The organism is Methylosinus sp. (assembly GCF_036560965.1).
Taxonomy (GTDB): domain Bacteria; phylum Pseudomonadota; class Alphaproteobacteria; order Rhizobiales; family Beijerinckiaceae; genus Methylosinus.
On the sequence record NZ_DATBQF010000062.1, the window covers coordinates 52,089 to 70,559 of the forward strand.

The 18,471-nt window shown below is 66.4% G+C and carries 15 protein-coding genes; 10 read left to right on the forward strand and 5 right to left on the reverse strand.

The features are described 5' to 3' along the window. The first annotated feature begins 2 nt into the window (after positions 1 to 2). A complete protein-coding gene (locus VIF40_RS16410) occupies positions 3 to 728 on the forward strand; it encodes a DnaJ domain-containing protein (protein ID WP_331938583.1) in 726 nt (241 codons plus the stop codon). A 56-nt stretch (positions 729 to 784) separates the two neighbouring features. Here the strand turns inward: VIF40_RS16410 and VIF40_RS16415 are convergent, their stop codons facing one another. After that, positions 785 to 2,464 (reverse strand): D-alanyl-D-alanine carboxypeptidase, encoded by a 1,680-nt coding sequence (locus tag VIF40_RS16415; protein WP_331938584.1) that lies wholly within the window; start codon positions 2,462 to 2,464, stop codon positions 785 to 787. A gap of 266 nt (positions 2,465 to 2,730) precedes the next feature. Between VIF40_RS16415 and VIF40_RS16420 the strand changes: the two genes are divergently transcribed. The 4 genes from VIF40_RS16420 to lipA all read left to right on the forward strand — a co-directional run bounded on the left by VIF40_RS16420 (position 2,731) and on the right by lipA (position 8,256). Continuing rightward, a complete protein-coding gene (locus VIF40_RS16420) occupies positions 2,731 to 3,072 on the forward strand; it encodes a phasin family protein (RefSeq protein ID WP_331938585.1) in 342 nt (113 codons plus the stop codon). A 212-nt stretch (positions 3,073 to 3,284) separates the two neighbouring features. Beyond that, complete coding sequence (gene dnaE, locus VIF40_RS16425) at positions 3,285 to 6,752, forward strand: DNA polymerase III subunit alpha (RefSeq protein ID WP_331938586.1); 3,468 nt, start codon at positions 3,285 to 3,287, stop codon at positions 6,750 to 6,752. 214 nt (positions 6,753 to 6,966) lie between these two features. Continuing rightward, positions 6,967 to 7,272, forward strand: a complete 306-nt coding sequence (locus VIF40_RS16430; protein WP_331938587.1) for a hypothetical protein — start codon at positions 6,967 to 6,969, stop codon at positions 7,270 to 7,272. Positions 7,273 to 7,281: 9 nt separating this feature from the next. Beyond that, positions 7,282 to 8,256 (forward strand): lipoyl synthase, encoded by a 975-nt coding sequence (gene lipA, locus VIF40_RS16435; RefSeq protein ID WP_331938588.1) that lies wholly within the window; start codon positions 7,282 to 7,284, stop codon positions 8,254 to 8,256. Here lipA and VIF40_RS16440 read toward each other — a convergent pair. Then, on the reverse strand, positions 8,183 to 8,587 hold the full coding sequence (locus VIF40_RS16440) for a DUF488 domain-containing protein (RefSeq protein ID WP_331938589.1): 405 nt from the start codon (positions 8,585 to 8,587) through the stop codon (positions 8,183 to 8,185). The two genes, lipA and VIF40_RS16440, sit on opposite strands and share 74 nt — an antisense overlap. Positions 8,588 to 8,702: 115 nt before the next feature. On the opposite strand from VIF40_RS16440, the gene VIF40_RS16445 reads away from it, so the two are divergent. Beyond that, positions 8,703 to 9,173, forward strand: coding sequence for a type II toxin-antitoxin system RatA family toxin (locus tag VIF40_RS16445; protein ID WP_331938590.1), 471 nt, complete (start codon positions 8,703 to 8,705; stop codon positions 9,171 to 9,173). On the opposite strand, the gene VIF40_RS16450 is transcribed toward VIF40_RS16445, so the two are convergent. Beyond that, positions 9,158 to 9,658 carry a CinA family protein gene (locus tag VIF40_RS16450; RefSeq protein WP_331938591.1) on the reverse strand — a complete coding sequence of 167 codons (501 nt, stop codon included), beginning with the start codon at positions 9,656 to 9,658 and terminating at the stop codon, positions 9,158 to 9,160. The two genes, VIF40_RS16445 and VIF40_RS16450, sit on opposite strands and share 16 nt — an antisense overlap. 86 nt (positions 9,659 to 9,744) lie before the next feature. After that, positions 9,745 to 10,656 carry a hydrogen peroxide-inducible genes activator gene (locus VIF40_RS16455; protein WP_331938592.1) on the reverse strand — a complete coding sequence of 304 codons (912 nt, stop codon included), beginning with the start codon at positions 10,654 to 10,656 and terminating at the stop codon, positions 9,745 to 9,747. A gap of 189 nt (positions 10,657 to 10,845) precedes the next feature. Between VIF40_RS16455 and katG the strand changes: the two genes are divergently transcribed. Beyond that, positions 10,846 to 13,020 carry a catalase/peroxidase HPI gene (katG, locus tag VIF40_RS16460; protein WP_331938668.1) on the forward strand — a complete coding sequence of 725 codons (2,175 nt, stop codon included), beginning with the start codon at positions 10,846 to 10,848 and terminating at the stop codon, positions 13,018 to 13,020. 52 nt (positions 13,021 to 13,072) lie between these two features. On the opposite strand, the gene VIF40_RS16465 is transcribed toward katG, so the two are convergent. Then, on the reverse strand, positions 13,073 to 14,278 hold the full coding sequence (locus VIF40_RS16465; protein WP_331938593.1) for a bifunctional 2-C-methyl-D-erythritol 4-phosphate cytidylyltransferase/2-C-methyl-D-erythritol 2,4-cyclodiphosphate synthase: 1,206 nt from the start codon (positions 14,276 to 14,278) through the stop codon (positions 13,073 to 13,075). Between the two features lie 164 nt (positions 14,279 to 14,442). Between VIF40_RS16465 and dusB the strand changes: the two genes are divergently transcribed. From dusB to ntrC, 3 genes are read left to right on the forward strand one after another with little or no spacing between them, the layout of a single operon-like run. Next, a complete protein-coding gene (gene dusB, locus VIF40_RS16470) occupies positions 14,443 to 15,447 on the forward strand; it encodes a tRNA dihydrouridine synthase DusB (RefSeq protein WP_331938594.1) in 1,005 nt (334 codons plus the stop codon). A gap of 60 nt (positions 15,448 to 15,507) precedes the next feature. Next, positions 15,508 to 16,746, forward strand: coding sequence for a two-component system sensor histidine kinase NtrB (locus VIF40_RS16475; protein WP_331938595.1), 1,239 nt, complete (start codon positions 15,508 to 15,510; stop codon positions 16,744 to 16,746). A 25-nt stretch (positions 16,747 to 16,771) separates the two neighbouring features. Then, the gene (gene ntrC, locus VIF40_RS16480) at positions 16,772 to 18,250 is read left to right on the forward strand and encodes a nitrogen regulation protein NR(I) (RefSeq protein WP_331938596.1); all 1,479 of its coding nucleotides are present in this window, start codon (positions 16,772 to 16,774) and stop codon (positions 18,248 to 18,250) included. Positions 18,251 to 18,471 lie beyond the last annotated feature (221 nt).

An 18,471-nucleotide genomic window follows, 5' to 3' on the forward strand; every position in this document is an offset into this window, starting at 1 on the left:
TCATGCCCGTTCTGATCGGATTTCTCGCATTGGTGCTCGCGCTCTATGGAATGCGCATGTTCACACGCGCCTCGCCGGCGTCGATGGCCCGCATCATTCGCAAGGGCGGCGGCGCGGCGACGATCGCGCTCGGCCTGTTCTTCATCCTGCGCGGACGCATCGACCTCGGCCTGCTGCTGGCGTCGGCGGGCATGTGGCTCTACGGCGCTTTCTCGCGCGGGGTGAAGCGCTTCGGCCATGCGAGCGCCGGCGCCGGCGTGTCGCGCGTGCGCTCGGCCATGATCGAGATGGAGCTCGACCATTCGAGCGGCGCGATCCGCGGCACGATCCTCGCCGGCAAGGACGAGGGCAAGCGGCTCGACGCGCTGACGCGGCCGGCGGTGATGGAGCTCTACCGCCATTGCCGCAGCGTCGATCCGGAAGGGGCGCGTCTCTTAGAGGTGTATCTGGACCGCCGGTTTGCCGGCTGGCGTCAGACAGGAGACGGTCGACGCGACGCGGGGGGCGCCGATGCGGGCGGCGTCGGACCAGGCGGCCGCGGCGGCACGATTTCGGAAGATGAGGCCTATGAAATTCTGGGCCTCAAAAAGGGAGCGGCGCGCCAGGACATCGCGCGGGCGCATCGCGATCTGATGAAGAAGCTTCATCCGGACCATGGCGGGACGACTGATCTCGCGGCCCGGGTCAACGAAGCCAAAGATGTCCTCATGCGTCGTCATCATCATTGAAGCTCGGCCTTGCTCGCTCAACGCTCGTCGCTTTTTTAAAATAGGGCTTCGGTCGATCAATTCTTGGTCGCGAAACAGGAAAAGCCGGAGCGCTTCAGGGCGCGGCAGGCGGTCTCGGCGCTTTTTTCCTCGAGCCCGGCGAAGCGAGCCCGATAGAGCGTCTCTCGTCCTTTCTGCACCTTTTCGGTGAAGGCCTTGGCGGTGGCCGGCACGCCCTTGGCGCGGGCGCGGGAGAGCAATTGCTGAGCCTTTTCGGCGTCGTCGGTGGCGCCGATCTGAATCATCCAGCCCGAATGGATCGGCCGCGCCTGCTCGGCCTTGGACAGCTCGCCGCGATCGCTGCGGGCGACCAGCGTGCGATCCGCTTCCAACGCGCGCGACGGCAGCGCGGTGGGCGTCACGGCGGCGATCTTCGTCCCATGTCCGGCCTTGGCGGCGGTGGAGCCATCGGCGGTCGCGCGAATGCTGTCGTGACGCTGCGTCTCGGCCGGACGACGCGAGCCGCGTTCGGGCGCCGCTTCGGCCGCCTTGTGGCCGCCGGCGACGAAGGCCGGACGAATCTTGTCGGCGCGCTCGGGCGTCGGAATCGAGAGAATGGGCGCAGTGGAGGCGAGCGCCAGCGGCGCCGCGACGCGCGGGGTAGGAGCGGGCGCAGGCGTGACCGCGGCCGCGACGACAGGAGCGTCCTCTCGCTCGTCCTCGGCGGCTTCGGCGCGGGCGATCGGGGCGGGAGCGGGCTCGCCCTCATTGATCGGCCGCGCGGTGCGGACCGCGGCGCCGTCGTCTATGTGCTCGGCGATGAGCCCGGCCATCACGCGGTCGCGAGCGGCGGCGGTGCGCCCGCCCATGACGACGGCGACGATATGATGGCCGTCGCGCCGCACCGAGGTCAGCAGATTGAAGCCGGACGCATGGGTGTAGCCGGTCTTGATGCCGTCGACGCCGCGGATCTGGCCGAGCAGATGATTGTGATTGCGGTGCGACTGGCCGCGCCAGACGAAGGCGCTGGTCGAGAAATAGCGGTAATAGCGCGGAAAGCGATCCTGGATCGCGCGGCCGAGCACGGAGAGATCATGCGCCGTGGTGATCTGCTCGTCATTGGGCAGGCCGGAGGCGTTGGCGTAATGGGTCCGGCTCATGCCGAGCTGATGCGCCTTGCGGGTCATCATCTCGGCGAAGGTCTCCTCGTCGCCGGCGATATTCTCGGCGATCGCCGCGGCGATGTCATTGGCCGATTTGGTGACGACCGCCTTGATGGCGCTGTCGACGTCGATCGTCTGGCCGGGCGCGAGGCCGAGCTTGGTCGGCGCCTGAGCCGCCGCATGGGAGGAGATGACGAGCGGCGAGTCGAGCCGCAGCCGGCCCTTCTCGAGCTGCTCGAACAGGAGATAGAGCGTCATCACCTTGGTGACGGAGGCCGGATGGCGCAGCTCGTGCTCGCTGCGCCCATAGAGCGTGCGGCCGCTGTTGGCGTCGACGACGATCGCCGCGAAGGCCGGGCCGCCGCCGCCCTCGGAATGGCCGCGTCGCGCCGCATGGACGAGATGAGCGCCGCCGCGGCGATGATGCGCCGCATGATGGATAAAGGCGTGACGCGCGTGATAGCCGCGGCCGGAATAATGATGGCGCCGGGCCTCCGCGGGAATGGCGAAGAGCGACGATAAGACGGCCGCCGCCGCCAGAGCCGCCACCCACTTCCAACGCTCGAGCCCTCCGGCGACGCCACGCTTGGTCATTTATCCCGATCCCGTTTCACTTGTCCCATCATGCGCTTTCGGCGCCCGGGCCAGCCTGAGCGTTGCCGAAAAGTCACATGATTACAATCTTACCGTTCCGAGGTTACCCCCTGGTTAAGGCGAAAGCCGCTCGGCATTGTGGTTTTGCATCGCAACATTGTTATTGACTTCGATTGTGCAATGCATATAAGTTTTGCTGTCAACTGAGCGCATGGAGTCCGCCAAGGGGCGAAAGCCGAAACGCGCTCTATACGAGGACGAGACCGATGGTTGCCACTTTCGAAAACGTTCAGCAGATTGGCAAGGAGCAATTCGAAGCGGTGTCCGCGGCGGCGGCCGCCCTCACCAAGGGCTGGCAGACCATTGCGGCCGAGACGACCGACTATTCGAAGAAGTCCTTCGAAAAGAGCCGTCTCCTCGCCGAAAAGATGATTGGCGTCAAGAAGATCGACGAAGCCATCCAATTGCAGTCGGATTACGCCAAGGGCGCCTACGAGGACTTCCTCGCCGAGGCGACCAAGCTCGGCGAGCTCTATTCCAGCCTCGCCAAGGAAGCGTTCAAGCCCGTCGAAGTCGCGGCGACGAAAGTCTATTCCGCGGGCGAGTGAGCCCTCGGCCCGACGCGTCCTCGACACTCGTCTCGGAAAAGCCGGTCGGATCGTTCCGCCCGGCTTTTCGTTTGTTCCGGCCTGTGGCGCCGCGGTAGAATCGCGAAGCCTGTGCGTAAAATCCACAGGCGGAGACGAGCGCGTTGCGAATCCCGACGTTGCGGCGCGATATGGCCGCCTGGGATTGGAGGCGCGTCCGAGGAGGCAGCCAAATGAGCGCGATCGACGCGGTCGGCTTCGTTCATCTGCATGTCCATACCGCTTTTTCTCTGCGGGAAGGCGCGCTGACGCTGACGCGGCTCATCGATCTGGCCCAGAAGGACCAGATGCCGGCCCTCGCCGTCACCGATACGGATAATCTCTTCGGCGCGTTGGAGTTTTCCGAGAAGGCCGCCAAAGCCGGCGTCCAGCCGATCCCCGGCGTCCAGCTCACCATCGATTTCGGCGACGGGACGCAGAGCGCCGTCGGCGCCACGGACGGCCGCGGCCATATCGTGCTCATCGCGCAATCGGAGCGCGGCTACGCCAATCTGATGCGGCTGGCCTCGCGCGCCTATCTCGAGCCGGCGCAGGGCGAGGCCTCCCATGTGTCGCTCGACAGTCTGGCGGCCAATTGCGAGGAGCTGATCGCGCTCACCGGCGGATCGGAGGGCGGCGTCGACGCTCTCTTCGCCAAGGGTCGGCCGGAGCAGGCGCGCGCGCGGCTCGAGACGCTGCTGCCGCTGTTCGACGGCCGGCTCTATGTCGAGATCCAACGCCACGGCCTCGACCAGCAGCGGCGCGTCGAGCCGCAATTGCTCGATTTCGCCTATCGGCGCGGCGTTCCGCTGGTTGCGACCAACGAGCCCTTTTTCGCCACGGCGGAGGATTTCGAGGCGCATGACGCGCTGCTCTGCATCGCCGAGGGCACGGTGACCAGCGTCGCCGAGCGCCGGAGGCTTTCGCCGCAGCATTATTTCAAGACGCGCCGCGAGATGCGCGATCTCTTCGCCGATCTGCGCGAGGCGACCGACTCCACAGTGGAGATCGCGCGGCGCGTGTCCTTCCGGCCGCTTACGCGCAAGCCGATCATGCCGCGCTACATGCTGGACGGAGAGGGCGGCGGGGAAGCGCTCGAGGACATCGAGGCGCGGGAATTGCGCCGTCAGGCCAAGGAGGGGCTGGAGGCGCGTCTCGTCGTCCAGCCGCCGGCGCCGGGCCTGACGCGCGAGACCTATGACGCCCGCCTCGAATTCGAGCTCGACGTCATCGAGAAGATGCGCTTTCCCGGCTACTTCCTGATCGTCTCGGACTTCATCAAATATGCGAAGCTGCAAGGAATTCCGGTCGGGCCGGGGCGCGGCTCGGGCGCCGGCTCGCTGGTCGCCTATGCGCTGACCATCACCGATCTCGATCCTCTGCGCTTCGGCCTGTTCTTCGAGCGCTTCCTCAATCCCGAACGCATGTCCATGCCGGATTTCGACGTGGACTTCTGCCAGACCCGGCGCGGCGAGGTCATCGACTATGTCCGCGAGCGCTACGGCGCTGAAAAGGTCGCGCAGATCATCACCTTCGGCTCCTTCCTGGCCCGCGGCGTGCTGCGCAGCGTCGGCCGCGTGCTGGAAATGCCGCTGGGGCAGGTGGACAAGCTCGCCAAGCTGGTCCCGCAGAATCCCGCCAAGCCGGTGACGCTGGCGGAGGCGGTCTCCGGCGAGCAGAAGCTGCGCGAGGCGATCGCCGAGGAGCCGAAGGTCGCTCGGCTGTTCAAGATCGCCGGCGCTCTCGAGGGCCTCTATTCCAACGCCTCGACGCACGCCGCCGGCGTCGTGATCGGCGACCGCCCGCTCGACTCGCTGGTGCCGCTCTATCGCGACCCGAAGTCGGACATGCCGGCGACCCAGTTCAATATGAAATGGGTGGAGCCGGCCGGCCTCATCAAATTCGACTTCCTCGGCCTCAAGACGCTGACCGTGCTGGCGACGGCCGTCGATCTGGTGCGGCGGCGCCGTCGCGACTTCGATCTCGCGGCCATTCCGCTCGACGATTCCGAGACCTATGAGATGCTCGGGCGCGGCGAGACGGTGGGCGTGTTCCAGCTGGAAAGCGCGGGCATGCGCAAGGCGCTGGTCGAGATGCACGCCGATCATTTCGAGGACATTATCGCGCTCGTCGCGCTCTATCGGCCGGGCCCCATGGCCAATATCCCGACCTATTGCGCCGTGAAGCTCGGCGACGAGGAGCCCGATTACATCCACCCCAAGATCGAGCACATACTGAAGGAGACGTTCGGCGTCATCATCTACCAGGAGCAGGTGATGCAGATCGCGCAGGTCCTGTCCGGCTATTCGCTGGGCGAGGCCGATCTGCTGCGCCGCGCCATGGGCAAGAAGATCAAATCGGAGATGGACGCGCAGCGCGAGCGCTTCGTCAGCGGCGCGTTGGAAAGGGGCCTGGAGCCGGCCAAGGCCAGCGAGATCTTCGACCTGCTGGCGAAATTCGCCGATTACGGCTTCAACAAGAGCCACGCGGCGGCCTATGCGCTCATCGCCTATCAGACGGCCTGGTTCAAAGCGCATTATCCGGTCGAGTTCCTGGCCGCCTCCATGACCCTGGACAAGGGCAACACCGACAAGCTGGCCGAATTCCGCAATGAGGCGCGGCGCCTGGGCATAGCCGTCGAGCCGCCCTCCATCCGCCGCTCGGGCGTCGATTTCGATGTCGCCGCCGGCGTGGATGACACGCTCGCGATCCGCTATGCGCTCTCGGCGGTGAAGGGCGTCGGCGAGGGGCAGGCGGAGTCGATCGTGCGCCTGCGCGGCGAGAAACCCTTCCGCAGCCTCTCGGACTTCGCCCGCAGGATCAATCCGCGCGAGGTCAATAAGAAGGTGCTGGAGAATCTCGCCTGCTGCGGAGCCTTCGACGAATTGGACGCCGATCGTGCGCGCGTCGTCGGCGCGATCGAGACGATCCTCGCCTGCGCCAATCGCTGCGCCGAGGATCGGCAGGCCGGACAAAATGCGCTGTTCGGCGGCGCCGAGGCGGAGGAGGAGATCGTCCTGCCCAAGTCGCAGCCCTGGACCGCCTCGGAAAAGCTGAAGCGCGAATTCGATGCGGCCGGCTTCTTTCTCTCCGGCCATCCGCTCGACTCCTATGCCGGCGTGCTCGGCCGGCTGCGGCTCACACGTTGGGCCGAGTTCATCATCGCGGTGAAGCGAGGCGCGAGCGCCGGTCGGCTCGCCGCCGTCGTGCTGGACCGCGCCGAGCGGCGCACCAAATCGGGCTCCAAAATGGGCGTCGTCCAGCTCTCGGACGACAGCGGGCAGTATGAGGCGATCCTGTTTCAGGAGGGGCTCAACCAGTACCGCGAGCTTTTGGAGAAGGGCGCGACCGTGCTGGTGACGCTCTCCGCCGCGCTGGAGGGCGAGGATGTGCGGGCCCGCATCACCGAGGTGCAGCCGCTCGCCGTCGCCGCCGCGCGCGCGCAGAAGGGGCTGCGCATCTTCGTGCAGGACGCCGCGCCGCTGGATGCGCTGAAGTCGCGGCTGACGACCCGCGGCGAGGGCGAGGTGTCGATCGTCGCGCCGCTGGAGCGTTTCGCGAGCGAGGTGGAAATCAAGCTGCCGGGCGGCTATTCGGTCTCGGCCGATGTCGCCGGCGCGCTGAAGACGATCCCCGGCGTGCTCGCCGTGGAGCATGTCTGAGGTCCCGCGCGCAAAGGCAGCGGCTCCGTGTCTTACATTAAGTAAATACGCTTAGTTGTTGAAAATAATATATAATATTGTTCACCTGAGACTTTACGTGAAGACGGCTTTTCGCGTCCTGCGACGCTGCGCCTCTTCTGGCGCGTGGGAGATGCGCCTACATGAGAACCGTTCGCCGCGAGAGGCGGCGCTCGCTTCGATCGAGGAGGCGGGAATGAACGAGGCGATCGGCTTTCTCGGAAGGCCAGACGCGGGCTTCCTGCTTCTGGCGGTCATCGGCGCGCTTTGCGGCTGGCTCGTCGGCGCGCTCCTCTGGGCGTCCGACTCGCTCTTCGCCGATATGGCGGTCGGCGTCGCCGGAGCCTGGCTCGGCGCGCAATCGGCCGATCTCTGTGGGCTGGCCGTCGAGGGCTCGATCGGCCATTTCCTCGCCGGCCTGCTCGGGTCCATAATCATCGTCTCGCTCTGGGCCCGCGTCGATCATCCTCGCGCATCCGTCTCGTCGAGCGAAAGGCGTTAGGCAAAAGCTATGACCGTCCTTCTCGATCTCCTCGATGACGATCCGCGCAAGCGCGACGCGGCCGCTCCGCGCCATCCCGAAAAGGCGCATCGGCCCGACACGCCGCTGGCGCGCAAGCCGGACTGGATCCGCGTCAAGGCGCCGGGCTCGGCGGCCTGGCGCGAGACCAGCGCGATCCTGCGCGGCGGCGGCCTCTCGACTGTCTGCCAGGAGGCCTCCTGTCCCAATATCGGCGAGTGCTGGGAGAAGAAGCACGCGACCTTCCTCGTCATGGGGTCGGTCTGCACGCGCGCCTGCGCCTTCTGCAATGTGGCGACCGGCCTGCCGGCGGCGCTCGACCCGACCGAGCCGGAGAGGGTCGCGGAGGCGACGGCCAAGCTCGGCCTCTCCCATGTGGTCGTCACCTCGGTCGATCGCGACGATCTCGACGACGGCGGGGCGGGGCACATAGGCGAGACGATCCGGGCCATACGCGCCGCCTGTCCCACGACGACGATCGAGGTGCTGACGCCGGACTTCCTGCGCAAGGACGGCGCGCTGGAAAAAGTCGTCGCCGCGCGGCCGGATGTATTCAACCATAATCTCGAGACAGTCCCGTCGCTCTATGTGACGGTGCGGCCGGGAGCCCGCTATTTCCACTCGCTGCGTCTGCTGCAGCGGGTCAAGGAGCTCGATTCCACCATCTTCACCAAATCCGGCCTGATGGTCGGGCTCGGCGAGGGGCGGAACGAGATTCTCCAGGTGATGGATGATCTACGCGTGGCCGATGTGGATTTCCTCACCATCGGCCAATATCTCCAGCCGACCCGCAAGCATCACGAGGTGGCCCGCTTCGTGACGCCGCACGAGTTCGAGGCGTTTTCGACGATCGCCTACGCCAAGGGGTTTTCCATGGTCTCCGCCTCGCCGCTCACGCGCTCCTCGCACCATGCGGGCGCGGATTTCGAGAAGTTGCGGGCAAAACGGCTCGGCGCGTCTCGATGATCTCCTTCAGCGCGGCGGCGTTGTTCATCGCCGGCTCGCGGGAGGCGAAGACGAGCGTCACCACCCGGCCGCGGCCGAGCGCGCGCAGACGCTTCAGCTCCTCCGGGCAGGCCTCGCGCAGCTCACGCGCATAGCGGGCCTTGAACTCCCGCCAGCGCTGCGGGGAATGCGCGTACCAGCGCCGCAGCGCGTCGCTCGGCGCGACGCGACGATCCCATTCGTCCAGCTCGGCTTTCGCTTTGGCGAGGCCGCGGGGCCACAGGCGATCGACGAGGATGCGCTTGCCGTCCTCGGCGCTCGCCTTCTCATAGGCGCGCTTGATCTTGAACATGCTTTTCCTCGGGGTCGAAGCCCCCCGGGCAGCGACATAGGGCGCTAGGCGCTCGCGTCGCGCGGGCGAAAAGGCGGTTTTCCCGACTTCCGCAATAGTGGTAATAGCTTCGCCCATGAAGAGCTTCCGCAACCGCCGCCGGGTGAATTTCCGCGCCGACGACATGTTCGCCCTGGTCAGGGACGTCGAATCCTATCCGAAATTCGTGCCCCTCTGCGAGGCGCTGCGCGTGCGTCGCCGCAGCACGACGGAGGAGGGCGTGGAGGTGATTCTCGCCGAGATGCAGGTTGGCTTCAAGGCGGTCTGCGAGCGCTTCACCAGCCGCGTCACCTGCGATCCGAACAAGCGCGAGATCCTCGTCGAATATGTCGACGGTCCATTCAAGAAGCTCGAGAACCGCTGGACCTTCGCCGATGAGGTCTCGGGTCCGGACGGCGCGCCGCGCTCGGTCGTCGACTTCTTCATCAATTACGAGTTCCGCAGCCGGACGCTCGGGCTGGTGATGGGGGCGATGTTCGACTCCGCCTTCCACAAATATTCCGACGCCTTCGTCAAGCGCGCCGGCGAGGTCTATGGCCGCCGCTGAGCGGCCTCGATCATCAGCTCCAGCGCCTGCCGGACCGAGGCCTCTCTTATCGCCTCGCGCGTCTCCGGGCCGAAGCGGCGCTCGACATGATCGACGCCGAAGCCTTTGCGCAGGCAGGCGAAATGGACGAGCCCGACGGGCTTTTCCGCGCTGCCGCCGCCAGGGCCGGCAATTCCGGTGATCGAGACGGCGATATCGGCGAAAGAGCGCTCGACCGCGCCGCTCGCCATGGCCCGCGCCGTCTCGGCGCTCACCGCGCCATAGCGCTCGAGGATATCGTGCGGGACGCCGAGCATCTCCTCCTTGGCGGCGTTGGAATAGGTGACGAAGCCACGATCGAAAGCATCGGAGGAGCCGGCGATCTCGGTGATCGCCCCGGCGACGAGCCCGCCGGTACAGGATTCCGCGGTCGCGAGGCGCAGAGCCTGCGCGCGGCAGAGATCGAGCAGGCGTTCGGCGAGGCGCGGCAGGTCCGGGGAGGTCATGAGCTGACTCGCTCGGCGTGAGGGAGGGCGTCGAGCCCATAGATAGGCCGGATCGGACTCCGCCGTCCATCCGACCAAAAATGCGGCTAGGTCTCCGATAGCGCGACCGCTTGCTCCAACGCCGCGCTTCGCGACGCCGCGATCAGCCGGCCGAGGGCGCGAAACTCGTCGCCGCGGCGCGAGGATTTGCGCCAGACCAGGCCGATCGTCCGGCGCGGCTCCGGCGCCTCAATGCGGAGCACGCGGACGCCGCCCCTCGCGGTCTCGATCGGCAGGCTCATCTCGGGGAGCAGCGTGCACCCCATGCCCGCCGAAACCATCTGAATCAGCGTCGTCAGATTGGTCATGCCGAAAGTGTCTATGTTCAGCACATTACGGCTCTCGCAAAAGCTGAGCGCCTGATCGCGCAGGCAGTGGCCGTCCTCCAGCAGCAGCAGCCGCTGCGCCTTCAGCATTTCCGCGCTGACGGAGTCGACCTCTTCCGGGCCGCCGCTCGGCGGCGTGACGAGATAGAAGCGATCCTCGAACAGCGGCATCGAATCGAGATCCGGATCGACGGGCGTCGCCAGCATGACGAGGTCGAGAAGCCCGTCGTCCAGCTCGGCCAGCAATGTGGCTGTCTGCGCCTCGCGAAGATGCAAAGGCCTCAGAGCAGCCGCGCCGCCGCCGAGCGCATCGAACAAGGTCGGCAGAATATAGGGCGCGACCGTCGGTATGACGCCGAGGCGAAGCGGACAGAAATTCTGCGCCGCCATCGTCTCCAGCTCCGAAATATCGGCGAGGATGCGGTGGGCGACCTTGGCGATCTCTCCGCCGGCGGCGGTCAGGATGACCAGCTTGCCGCGTCGCTCGACCAATTGCGTGCCGAGCTCGACCTCCAGCTCCTTGATCTGCATCGAGAGCGCCGGCTGCGTCACGGCGCAGAGATCGGCCGCCCTGCCGAAATGCTCGGTGCGGGCGAGGGCGTCGAAGTAGCGGAGCTGCTTTGTCGTTATCATCAGTTTTCCTGATCGATGACGAAGAAATTCGAATTTTACCTAATCGATTTCGCGTCTTATAGCAAGCTTGGCGGGGGTGCGACGAGGAGCTGAACAATGCCGAATGCGATAGAAAAAGAGATGACGAGCGCCGGAAAGCCGCGCTCGCGAACGAGCTTGCGGCGTTTTCTACAAACGACGGCGGCTGCGATGGCGATCGTCGTCGGCGCGACCCTCGCCGCCGCGGCCGAGGGCGCGCCGCATCCCAATCAGTTCTGGTGGCCGGACCAGCTCGATCTCTCGCCGCTTCGCCGCAACGCCGCGGAATCGAATCCGCTCGGCAAGGATTTCGACTATGCGAAGGCGTTCCAGACGCTCGACCTCGCCGCCGTCAAAAAGGACATAGAGGCGGTTTTGACGACCTCGCAGGACTGGTGGCCGGCGGACTATGGCAATTACGGCCCCTTCTTCATCCGCATGGCCTGGCATGGGGCCGGAACTTATCGCGTTCACGACGGCCGAGGCGGCGCGGGCGGGGCGCAGCAGCGCTTCGAGCCGCTCAACAGCTGGCCGGACAACGCCAATCTCGACAAGGCGCGGCGTCTGCTGTGGCCGGTGAAGAAGAAATATGGCCAGAAGCTCTCCTGGGGCGATCTGATGGTGCTGACCGGCAATGTCGCGATGGAGAAGATGGGCTTTGCGACCTTCGGCTTCGGCGGCGGCCGCAGTGACGATTGGGAGCCCGATCTCGTCTATTGGGGCGCGCCCAAATTCATGGCCAGCAATCGCGACAAGAGCGGCGCGCTCGAGAAACCCTTGGGCGCGGTCCAGATGGGCCTGATCTATGTCAATCCCGAAGGGCCCAATGGCGTGCCGGACCCGCTCGCCGCGGCCAAGGACATAAGGGAAGCCTTCGGGCGCATGGCGATGAACGACGAGGAGACCGTCGCGCTGATCGCCGGCGGCCATACTTTCGGCAAGGCGCATGGCGCCAAATCGCCGGCCAAATGCGTCGGCCCCGCGCCGGCGGGCGAGAAGATCGAGGCGCAAGGCCTCGGCTGGGCCAATCGCTGCGGCTCCGGCAAGGGCGCGGATACGATCACCAGCGGGCTGGAAGGCGCCTGGTCTGCCGATCCGGTCTCGTTCACCACGCAATATCTGGACAATCTCTTCGGCCATGAGTGGGTCAAGACCAAGAGCCCGGCCGGCGCGACGCAATGGAAGCCCAAGGACGCCGAGGACGTCGTCCCCGATGCGCACGAGCCCGGCAAGGCGCATCCGCTGATGATGTTCACCACCGATCTGGCGCTGAAATTCGACCCCGAATACGCCAAGATCGCCAAGCGCTTCCATGACGATCCGAATGCGTTCAAGCTGGCTTTCGCCAAGGCTTGGTTCAAGCTGACGCACAGGGATATGGGGCCGCGCTCGCGCTATCTCGGAGCGCTGGTTCCGAAGGAAGAGCTGATCTGGCAGGATCCAGTTCCGCACGCGAATGACAAGCCGATCGAGGCCGCGGACCTTGCCGGATTGAAGTCGAAAATCCTCGCCGCGGGCCTCACCGACGCCGAGCTGGTCCGAACGGCTTGGGCCTCGGCGGCTTCGTTCCGCGGCACGGATAAGCGGGGCGGCGCCAATGGCGCGCGCATACGCCTCGCGCCGGAAAAGGATTGGGCGGTCAACGACCCCGCCGAGCTGGCGAAGGTCGTGAAGACGCTGGAGGAGGTGAAGGCCGGCTTCGACAAGGCCCATGCCGCCGACGGCAAGCGCGTGTCGATAGCCGATCTCATCGTGCTCGGCGGCTCCGCTGCGATCGAGGCCGCCGCCAAAAAGGCCGGCGTCACGGTCGAGGTTCCGGTCTCGACGGGGCGCGCGGACGCGACGCAGGCGCAGACGGATGTCGAATCCTTCGCGGTTCTCGAGCCGAAGGCCGACGGCTTCCGAAATTACTTCGCCAAAGGCGGCGGGAAATCGCCGTCCGAGGCCTTGGTCGATCGCGCGAGCCTGCTGGACCTCACCGTCCCCGAGATGACCGTTCTCGTCGGCGGAATGCGGACGCTCGGCGCGAATGAGGGGAATTCGCGGCTCGGCGTCTTCACCTCGCGGCCGGGCGTGTTGAGCAACGAGTTTTTCGTCAATCTGCTCGACATGTCCACGCAATGGAAAAAGTCGACCGCGACGGAAGGCGTCTATGAGGGCGGCGACCGCAAGAGCGGCGAGCTCAAATGGACCGCGAGCGCCGTCGATCTGCTCTTCGGCTCCAATTCTGAGCTGAGGGCGGTCGCGGAAGTCTACGCCTCGGACGACGCGAAAGAGAAGTTCGTGCGCGACTTCGTCGCAGCATGGGTCAAGGTGATGAATCTGGACCGCTTCGACTTGCGCTGATCGAACTGCCGGCCGGGCTCCGACCTCTCGGAGTCCGGCCGACGGAATTCGTTCATACGGCGGACATCGGCAGCCGCACCGTCGCCAGCGCCAGCGCCGCCATGCCCTCCTGCCGGCCGGTGAAGCCTAAGCGCTCGGAGGTCGTTGCCTTCACCGCCACGCGGCCGATGTCGACCTCCATGATCTTCGCGAGGCTCTCGCGTATCGCGTCGCGATGCGGGCCGATCTTCGGCGCCTCGCAGACGATGGTGGCGTCGACATGGGCGATGATCCCGCCGCGCTCGCGCACGCGCTTGGCCGCGAAGGCCAGGAAGATGGAGGAGGGCGCGCCCTTCCATTGCTGGTCCGAGGGCGGGAAATGCTTGCCGATGTCGCCGTCGGCGAGCGCGCCGAGCAGCGCGTCGGTGATGGCGTGGGCGAGCACATCGGCGTCGGAATGGCCGGCGAGGCCGTGACTGTGCGACACCGGAACGCCGCCGAGCCAGACCTCCGTCCCGGGGCCGAAGGCGTGAACGTCATAGCCCTGGCCGGTGCGAATGTCCGAGAGATCGCCTAGCAGAGCGGTTTGCGCGCGCAAAAAATCCTCCGGCGTGGTGAGCTTGAAATTGGCGGCGTCGCCCGCAAACACATGGACCTCGTGGCCGGCGACCTCGGCGACCATGCCGTCGTCGGTGAGCTCGGCGCCGCCTCCTGCGACCTGCCGATGCGCGGCGAGGATCAGCGGAAAGGCGAAAGATTGCGGCGTCTGCACGAAGCGCAGGCTGGCGCGATCGGGCGTCGCCGTCACCACGCCATGCGCGTCGATCTGCTTCACCGTATCGGCGAGCGGCAGGCCGGGCACGGCCGCGCCATGGATGCGCGCCGCCTCGATCGCCCGGCCGATCAGCGCCGCGTCGGCGAAGGGCCGCGCCGCATCCTGGATCAGCACGATCTCCGGCGCCGGGGAGAGCGCCGCCAGCGCCTCGAGCCCATTGCGCACGCTCAGCTGGCGCGTCGCGCCGCCGATGGCCGGCTCCAGCAGCCGCGCCCGCGCTTTCTCCGATAGCTCCGCCACGCTCGCGCGGTAGAGCTCGGCGTCGTCGGCGTGGATCGCGACGATCAGCGTCGCCTGTGGCGCGGCCTGGTGCATGGCCTCGAGCGTGCGCGCCAGCACAGACTTGCCGAGAAGCCCACGATATTGTTTTGGAAGGCCGTCACCGGCGCGGACGCCGCGGCCGCCGGCGACGGTGAGGATCGCAATGGTCGAGGAAAAGCTCATATCCGGTTCCTCTCCCGCTTTTTCGGCTCCGCGTCAATTTCACCTTGGCGTCAATTTTCGCGAATCTCGGGGTTGTACTCATTGCGTACGTATGGCGGTCTGCATATAGTGTAGGCACGATGACAACTGATGAAATTATAGGCGAGACCATAGGAGCCACGCCTTTGCGCATCGGTTCGCTTCATCTCGAGGGGCGCGCCTTGCTGGCGCCGATGGCGGGCGTGACCGATCTCGCCATGCGTCGGATCGCATTGCGTTTCGGCGCGTCCGCGGCGGTCGGCGAGATGGTCGGGGCGAGCGCGCTGGCGCGCGGCGACGCCGAGGCCCGCCAGCGGCTGGACGGCTCGGGCGTGGACGCCCATATCGTGCAGATCGCAGCGCGCGATCCGGCTGGCGTCGCCGAGACGGCGCGACGGGCGGAGGCCGCGGGAGCGAAGCTCATCGACATCAATATGGGCTGTCCCTGCAAGCGCGTGACCGGCGGCCTCGCCGGCGCCGCGCTGATGCGCGAGCCCGCTCTCGCCGCCGAGCTGGTCCGCGCCGCCGTGGGCGCGGTGTCGGTTCCGGTCAGCGTCAAAATGCGGCTCGGCTGGGACGAGTCGCGCCGCAACGCCGCCGAGCTCGCCCGGCTGGTCGAGGCCGAGGGCGCCGCCATGGTGACGGTGCATGGCCGCACACGCGCGCAATTCTACGAGGGCCGGGCCGATTGGCGGGCGATCGCCGAGGTCACCGCCGCCGTGACGATTCCCGTCGTCGCCAATGGCGACTGCGCCTCGCCGCAAGACGCCGCCGCAATGCTCGCAGCCTCCGGCGCCGATGCGGTGATGGTGGGCCGGGCGGCGCTGGGGCGGCCTTGGCTGGTCGGCGACATCGCGCATTTTCTGGCCACCGGCCGCCGTCGCGCGGCGCCGTCCGCGACCGCGCGGCTGGAGGCGGCGCTCGACCATCTGGACGGGCTGCTGACGGCCATGGGCGCGGGCGCCGGCCTGCGCCATGCGCGCAAGCATCTCTCCGCCTATGCCGAGCAGGCGGACGGCGACGCCGAGGAGCGCGCGCGTCTGCGCGGAGCGCTCGTCGGCTCGTCCTCGCCCGAAGAAGTCCGTGGACTTCTGAGCCGGCTGTTCTCGCTCGAGCCGGCGCCGAGGGAGCCGGCTCCTGCCTATTGCTGACGCGCAAATCCCATGGAGGTTCGGCGCGCGCTGCGCCGGAAACGAGTCCGAGGTGTCGAGATGACCGCCGAATCGAACCCGCACCGGCGCAAGAGCGCGCTCACGACGCCCGTCGGCGCGAGGCTGCGCATTATCGCCGACGATAATCGGGCCTGCATTCTCGAGGCGCTGCCCAATGTGATTCTGGCGATCCGCCCGGACGGCGTGATCGTCGACGCCAACGCCGCGGCCGAGTCCTTTTTCGAGATCGGCAAGCCGATCCTCATCGGACAGGAGCTCGGCCGTCTCGTGCCCTTCGGCTCGCCGCTGCTCGCCTTGATCGAGCAGGTGCGCGAGCGCGGCTCCGCGATCAACGAATATCGCATCGACCTCGGCCGCCCGGGAATGGATGGCGAAAGACGCGTCGATGTGCATTGCGCGCCGCTTCCGGACAGCGAAGGCGGCGTTCTGGTCGTGCTGCAAGAGCGGACAATTGCCGATAAAATAGACAGGCAGCTGACCCATAGGGGGGCGGCGCGCACGGTTTCTGGGCTCGCCGCAATGCTCGCGCATGAGATCAAAAATCCACTTTCGGGCATTCGCGGCGCGGCGCAATTGCTGGAAAGCTCGGTCGGCGACGCCGATCGGGCGCTGACGCGGCTGATCTGCGAGGAGACCGACCGCATCGTCCGCCTCGTCGATCGCATGGAGGTGTTCTCCGACTCGCGGCCGCTGGAGCGCGAGAAGGTCAATATTCATGTCGTTCTCGACCATGTGAAGCGGGTCGCCCGCAGCGGCTTCGCCCGCCACATTCGCTTCATCGAGAATTACGACCCGTCGCTGCCGCCGGTCGCCGCCAATCGCGACCAGCTCGTGCAGGTGTTCCTCAATCTGGTGAAGAATGCGGCCGAGGCGATCGGCGACGCCATCGACGGCGAGATCGAGCTCTCGACCGCCTTCCGGCCGGGGGTCAGCCTGCGCACGCTCGGCGAGAAGCGGCCGGTCGGCCTGCCGCTCGAATTCTGCGTGCGCGACAATGGCCGCGGCGTGCCCGAGGACATAGCCGCGCATTTGTTCGATCCCTTCGTCACCACGAAGACTTCCGGAACTGGCCTCGGACTTGCACTGGTGGCCAAGATCGTCAATGACCACGGTGGCATCGTCGAATGCGAATCCCATCCGAGGCGTACCACTTTCCGTATTCTCATGCCGATGTATCGCAACAAGGAAGAGGAGAAGCGAGCGGACGAGCGACGAACCAGAAAGCAACAGCCCGCCGCCGAGGGAATGGAGCCGACGCCGAGAGAGCGCCGCTCGTGAGAACGATCTACTGGAGAAAAATCCGATGACCCACGGCGAGATTCTGGTCGCCGACGACGACGCCGCGATCAGGACAGTGGTGGCGCAGGCGCTGTCGCGCGCCGGTTATGAAGTGCGCACCACCGGCACGGCCGCGACCTTGTGGCGCTGGGTGCAATCGGGAGAGGGCGATCTCGTCGTCACCGATGTCGTGATGCCGGACGAGAACGCTTTCGAGCTTCTGCCGCGCATCAAGAAATTGCGCCCCGATCTGCCGATCATCGTGATGAGCGCGCAGAATACTTTCATGACCGCGATTCGCGCATCGGAGCGCGGCGCCTATGATTATCTGCCCAAGCCCTTCGACCTGAAGGAGCTGGTCGGCATCGTCGGCCGCGCCATGGCCGAGCCGCGCAAGAAGAACGAGATCGACCGTCCAGACGACATGGAGGGCATGCCCCTCGTCGGTCGCTCGCAGGCGATGCAGGAGATCTATCGCTCGCTCGCGCGGTTGATGCAGACCGATCTCACCGTGATGATCAACGGCGAGTCCGGCACCGGCAAGGAGCTGGTCGCCCGCGCGCTGCACGATTACGGCAAGCGCAAGAAGGGCCCCTTCGTCGCCATCAACATGGCCGCCATTCCGCGCGATCTCATCGAGAGCGAGCTGTTCGGCCATGAGAAGGGCTCGTTCACCGGCGCCAGCCAGCGCTCCATCGGCCGCTTCGAGCAGGCCGAGGGCGGCACATTGTTTCTGGACGAGATCGGCGATATGCCGATGGAGGCGCAGACGCGGCTTTTGCGCGTGCTGCAGCAGGGCGAATATACGACCGTCGGCGGCCGCACGCCGATCAAGACCAATGTCCGCATCATCGCCGCGACCAATAAGGATCTGCGCGGGCTGATCCAGCAGGGCTTGTTTCGCGAGGATCTGTATTTCCGACTGAACGTCGTGCCGCTGCGGCTGCCGCCGCTGCGCGAGCGCTCGGAGGATATCGCCGACCTCGTGCATCACTTCTTCAAGGTGGCGGCGAGCGAGGGCCTGCCGCAGAAATATATCGAGCAGGCGGCGCTCGACCGCATGAAGCGCTACCGCTGGCCGGGCAATATCCGCGAGCTGGAGAATTTGATCCGGCGCCTCGCGGCACTGCATCCGCAGGAGGTCATCACCGAGCAGGTGGTGGAGCTCGAGCTCGAGCACGAGATGCGTCAGGCTTCGCCCGGCGATCGGCTCCAGCCGGCGACCGCCGTTGTGGCGGATATGTCCTCGGACAAGGATTTGACGCTCTCCACCTCGGTCGAGCAGCATCTCGCCAAGCTGTTCCGTGACCACGGCGAGCGTCTGCCGCCGCCGGGCCTCTATCATCGCGTCATTCGCGAGATAGAGGTGCCGCTGATCTCCGCCGCGCTCGCCGCGACGCGGGGCAATCAGATCAAGGCGGCGGAGCTGCTCGGCCTCAACCGCAACACGCTGCGCAAGAAGGTCAACGACCTCGACATTCGCCTGATGCGCTCGCCGCGGTAGCGCGGAGTCCTTCTCCCGCTCGCGGGAGAAGGTGGCCCTCGCGTCAGCGAGGGTCGGATGAGGGCCCGAGCCGCTTGCCCAACCGTTTGAAAAGATCGCGCCCGTCGGTCTCGCTCTCGTGTAATCTCGACGGACCCTCATCCGACCCCGCTTCGCGGGGCCACCTTCTCCCGTAAACGGGAGAAGGAAAGGTCGCGAGATTGCCACTCCACGCATCGCGA

Coding starts and splice junctions, on each gene's coding strand:
- VIF40_RS16430 (WP_331938587.1), top strand. CDS start 6,967: ATGAACGAGGCGATCGGCTTTCTCGGAAGGCCAGACGCGGGCTTCCTG.
- dnaE (WP_331938586.1), top strand. CDS start 3,285: ATGAGCGCGATCGACGCGGTCGGCTTCGTTCATCTGCATGTCCATACC.
- VIF40_RS16415 (WP_331938584.1), bottom strand. CDS start 2,464: ATGACCAAGCGTGGCGTCGCCGGAGGGCTCGAGCGTTGGAAGTGGGTG.
- katG (WP_331938668.1), top strand. CDS start 10,846: ATGGCGATCGTCGTCGGCGCGACCCTCGCCGCCGCGGCCGAGGGCGCG.
- ntrC (WP_331938596.1), top strand. CDS start 16,772: ATGACCCACGGCGAGATTCTGGTCGCCGACGACGACGCCGCGATCAGG.
- VIF40_RS16445 (WP_331938590.1), top strand. CDS start 8,703: ATGAAGAGCTTCCGCAACCGCCGCCGGGTGAATTTCCGCGCCGACGAC.
- lipA (WP_331938588.1), top strand. CDS start 7,282: ATGACCGTCCTTCTCGATCTCCTCGATGACGATCCGCGCAAGCGCGAC.
- VIF40_RS16410 (WP_331938583.1), top strand. CDS start 3: ATGCCCGTTCTGATCGGATTTCTCGCATTGGTGCTCGCGCTCTATGGA.
- VIF40_RS16455 (WP_331938592.1), bottom strand. CDS start 10,656: ATGATAACGACAAAGCAGCTCCGCTACTTCGACGCCCTCGCCCGCACC.
- VIF40_RS16450 (WP_331938591.1), bottom strand. CDS start 9,658: ATGACCTCCCCGGACCTGCCGCGCCTCGCCGAACGCCTGCTCGATCTC.
- VIF40_RS16420 (WP_331938585.1), top strand. CDS start 2,731: ATGGTTGCCACTTTCGAAAACGTTCAGCAGATTGGCAAGGAGCAATTC.
- VIF40_RS16465 (WP_331938593.1), bottom strand. CDS start 14,278: ATGAGCTTTTCCTCGACCATTGCGATCCTCACCGTCGCCGGCGGCCGC.
- VIF40_RS16440 (WP_331938589.1), bottom strand. CDS start 8,587: ATGTTCAAGATCAAGCGCGCCTATGAGAAGGCGAGCGCCGAGGACGGC.
- VIF40_RS16475 (WP_331938595.1), top strand. CDS start 15,508: ATGACCGCCGAATCGAACCCGCACCGGCGCAAGAGCGCGCTCACGACG.